This window comes from Spongiactinospora gelatinilytica, from assembly GCF_003236385.1.
GTDB classification, from domain to species: Bacteria; Actinomycetota; Actinomycetes; order Streptosporangiales; family Streptosporangiaceae; genus Spongiactinospora; species Spongiactinospora gelatinilytica.
This window is the reverse complement of sequence record NZ_POUA01000586.1, coordinates 1-2,965: the sequence shown is the minus strand read 5'-3', so window position 1 is coordinate 2,965 and position 2,965 is coordinate 1. Positions and strand designations below refer to the sequence as shown.

At 72.5% G+C, this 2,965-nt stretch carries 2 protein-coding genes and 1 pseudogene; all 3 read right to left on the bottom strand.

Annotated features, from left to right (window positions below):
• On the bottom strand, nucleotides 1-1,078 hold a 1,078-nt coding region (locus C1I98_RS37315), incomplete at its 3' end, for a serine/threonine-protein kinase (RefSeq protein ID WP_146607878.1).
• A gap of 35 nt (nucleotides 1,079-1,113) precedes the next feature.
• Entirely contained in the window at nucleotides 1,114-2,277 is a 1,164-nt protein-coding gene (locus C1I98_RS37310; protein ID WP_111171971.1) for a serine/threonine-protein kinase, read from the bottom strand.
• 336 nt (nucleotides 2,278-2,613) lie between these two features.
• A pseudogene (locus tag C1I98_RS37305) lies at nucleotides 2,614-2,742 on the bottom strand (winged helix DNA-binding domain-containing protein); the annotation flags it as partial.
• Nucleotides 2,743-2,965: the final 223 nt, after the last annotated feature.

The following is a 2,965-nucleotide window of genomic DNA, read 5'->3' as shown; positions in this document are numbered from 1 at the left end:
GCCGGGCGGCGGCGGGGCGGGCCGCCGGTCGTTCGCCCGCGCCCTGGTCCGGCCGCGCGGCGCCCGGCGCGGCCGGGTACCCCGGCGGCGGGGCCGGAGCCGAGAACGGCTCGGAAAGCGCCGCGGGCAGCCGCGGCGCCCCGGGCCTGGAAGTGCCTTCGGGAGCGGGCCGGTGGCCAGGAGCGCTAGGAGGACGATGCGCGGGTGAGGGGCCCGGATCGGCCCCCGCAGGCCCGGGAACCGGTTCGTCCGAGGGGGTGTCCGCCACCGCCCGTAGCATCGTCGCCGCCTTTCCGGCCGTAAGCCGTGCCTTGTGGTCCTTCTCCAGCAACGCGTCCAGCACCGGGCGCAGCGGCCCCGCCTGGGTCGGCGGGTCGGCGCTCTCGGTCATCAGCGCCGCCAGGGTCGCCGCCACCGACGAACGCTCGTACGCCGGCCGCCCCTCGACCGCGAAGTACAGTGTCGCCCCCAGCGACCACAGGTCCGACTCCGGGCCCGTGTACTCGCCGCGCGCCCGCTCCGGCGCCGTGTACCCCGGCGACCCGATCACCATGCCGGTCCTGGTCAGCTTGGCGTCGCCGGCCGCCTTGGCGATGCCGAAGTCGGTGAGCACCACCCGCCCGGTCTCGGTGACCAGTACGTTGCCCGGTTTGACGTCGCGGTGCAGGATGCCCTGGGCGTGCGCGGCGCGCAGCGCGCCGAGCAGGTCCGAGCCGATCTCGGCGACGAGGCGCGGCGGCAGCGGCCCCTCCTCGTCGATCACCTGCTCCAGCGAACGGGCCTCCACCAGCTCCATGATGATCCACGGCCGTCCCTCCGCCTCGATGGCGTCGTAGACGACGGCGACGGACGGGTGGTTGATCCGCGCCGCTGAGCGGCCCTCGCGGAGCATGCGTTCGCGCAGCTCGGCCTGCTGCGGGTCGCTCAGCCCCGGCTCCTGGCGGATCTCCTTGACCGCCACGTCGCGACCGAGGGAGTGGTCGCGGGCTCGCCAAACGGTACCCATGGTGCCACGGCCGATGGGCGAGATCAGCTCGTAACGATCGGCGAGCAGGCGGCTCTGACGATGGGGCGGCATGTGTAGACGATAGCCATTTCTGGTTACGAACCGCTTTAGCCTCGCTTGCGAAGTTCGCGCGGCCAGAAGCGGCGAGGCAGGACCATTCTGATGATCGTGGACATACGCAGGACCAACGGCCTGGGCGGCGGTGGCTCGGCGGGTTTGCGATGCACTCCCTCCGTGGCCCGGCGGTGCCCGCCGCGCGGTGGTTGCGGCGGGGGCGGCGCGGCGGTCGCGCCGTTGGGACGATGCGGCGCGGCCGGCGCGTCGCGCGGCGGCGCGGGCCGCGACTCGGCCCGGTGTACGCCGCGGTGGCCGGGCCTGCGCGGGGCCGGCGGGGCCGGGATCGCGGCGCGTATCGGCCTGCGGGCGGCCTGGGTCAGCGGCTCTTCGGCTGCTCCGCCCGCCGCGACCCTGGCCAGCATCAGCGACGCCCTGGCCGCGTCGAGCCGGGTGTCGGGGTCGATCCGGAGCAGTCCGCGCAGCACCGGGGCGAGCGGCCCGGCCCTTTCCATCGGGATCGGTGCGCCGCTGGTGAGCGCGGCCAGGGCGGCCGCCGCGGTACGCCGTCCGTGCAGGCCCTTGCCCTCGACCGCGGTGTAGAGGGTCGCGCCGAGCGACCACAGGTCGGCCGCGGGGCTGGCCTTGTCGCCGAGCACCCGCTCGGGCGCGATGTAACCGGCCGAACCGAGCACGATGCCCGCCTGCGTGATCGACGCGTCGCCCTCCAGGGCGGCCAGCCCGAAGTCGGTCAGCACCGCCCGATCGTGGGTGACCAGCACGTTGCTCGGCTTCACGTCGCGGTGCAGGATGCCCTTGGCGTGTACGGCGCGCAGCGCGCCCAGCACCTGCCGGCCGATCTCGGCCACCTTGCGCGGCGGGAGCGGCCCCTCCTCGCGGATGAACTGCTCCAGCGACCTGGCCTGCAACAGCTCCATCACGATCCAGGGCCGGTCGTCCTCGGTCACCACGTCGAACACGGTGATCACCGAGGGGTGCGCGACCATGGCCGTGGCCCGCCCCTCCCGCTCGGTCCTGGCGCAGAGTTCGGAGCGCAGATCCTCGTCGAGAACGAGCGGCAGGCGGACCTCTTTGACAGCCACTTGACGGTCCAGAAGCTCATCGCGTGCTCGCCAAACGGTGCCCATGCCGCCGCGGCCGACAGGTTCGCTCAGCCGATAGCGCGCGGCAAGAAGGTATCCCGAGGGCGCACGCATGGGTGGCAGCTTACCGATTTGCGTAATGCGACCTGTAGAGACAGGGCCGCTTTTTTGTCGAGATCTTCGGTCAGAGCAAGCCGGCGGGGGTGCGTCCCCTGCCCGACCATGGTCTCAAACATCGCTCGCGGCTGGTAGAGGAGGCCACTATTGCAACTTCATTGCATTTGCGTCATCCTGGCAAGTGTCAGTTCGGTCCGAGGGGGTCTCGTGGCATACGGCCTGGTCGCAGCCACCGCCGGCGCGGTGGAGGCGATCGGTCAGGCGTTCGCCCGGCCGCGCGCCACGAGGCTTCCGTCCGAATCGGGCGCCCCCGTCACTCCCCGGTGACGGATCGGGGGTCTGCGCCTGCAACCCGGCCAGGTGCTCCACGGCGTCGATCACCGGCATCTCGGCCCTGTCCAGCAGCAACTGCCGCGCGAGGGTCGCCCGGTTGACCGCCCGCCTGCTCAGCACGTTCTTCAAGCGCCCACGGTAGAGGCGCCGGCGGACACCTACTGTCACCAGGTCAACGAAGGCGCGGATGCCAGCATGCATGGTGATCGAGGTCAGCGCCGGGACCATCCAGGACGTCACGGTCGGGCCACAGTATGACAATGCGTGATACCAGGCCGCTGACCAGAGTTCGGGGCCGTCAGCGCCGCTGCGCGGTGGGCAGGGGGGTGCGATGGGCGTGCCGCTCTCGGCC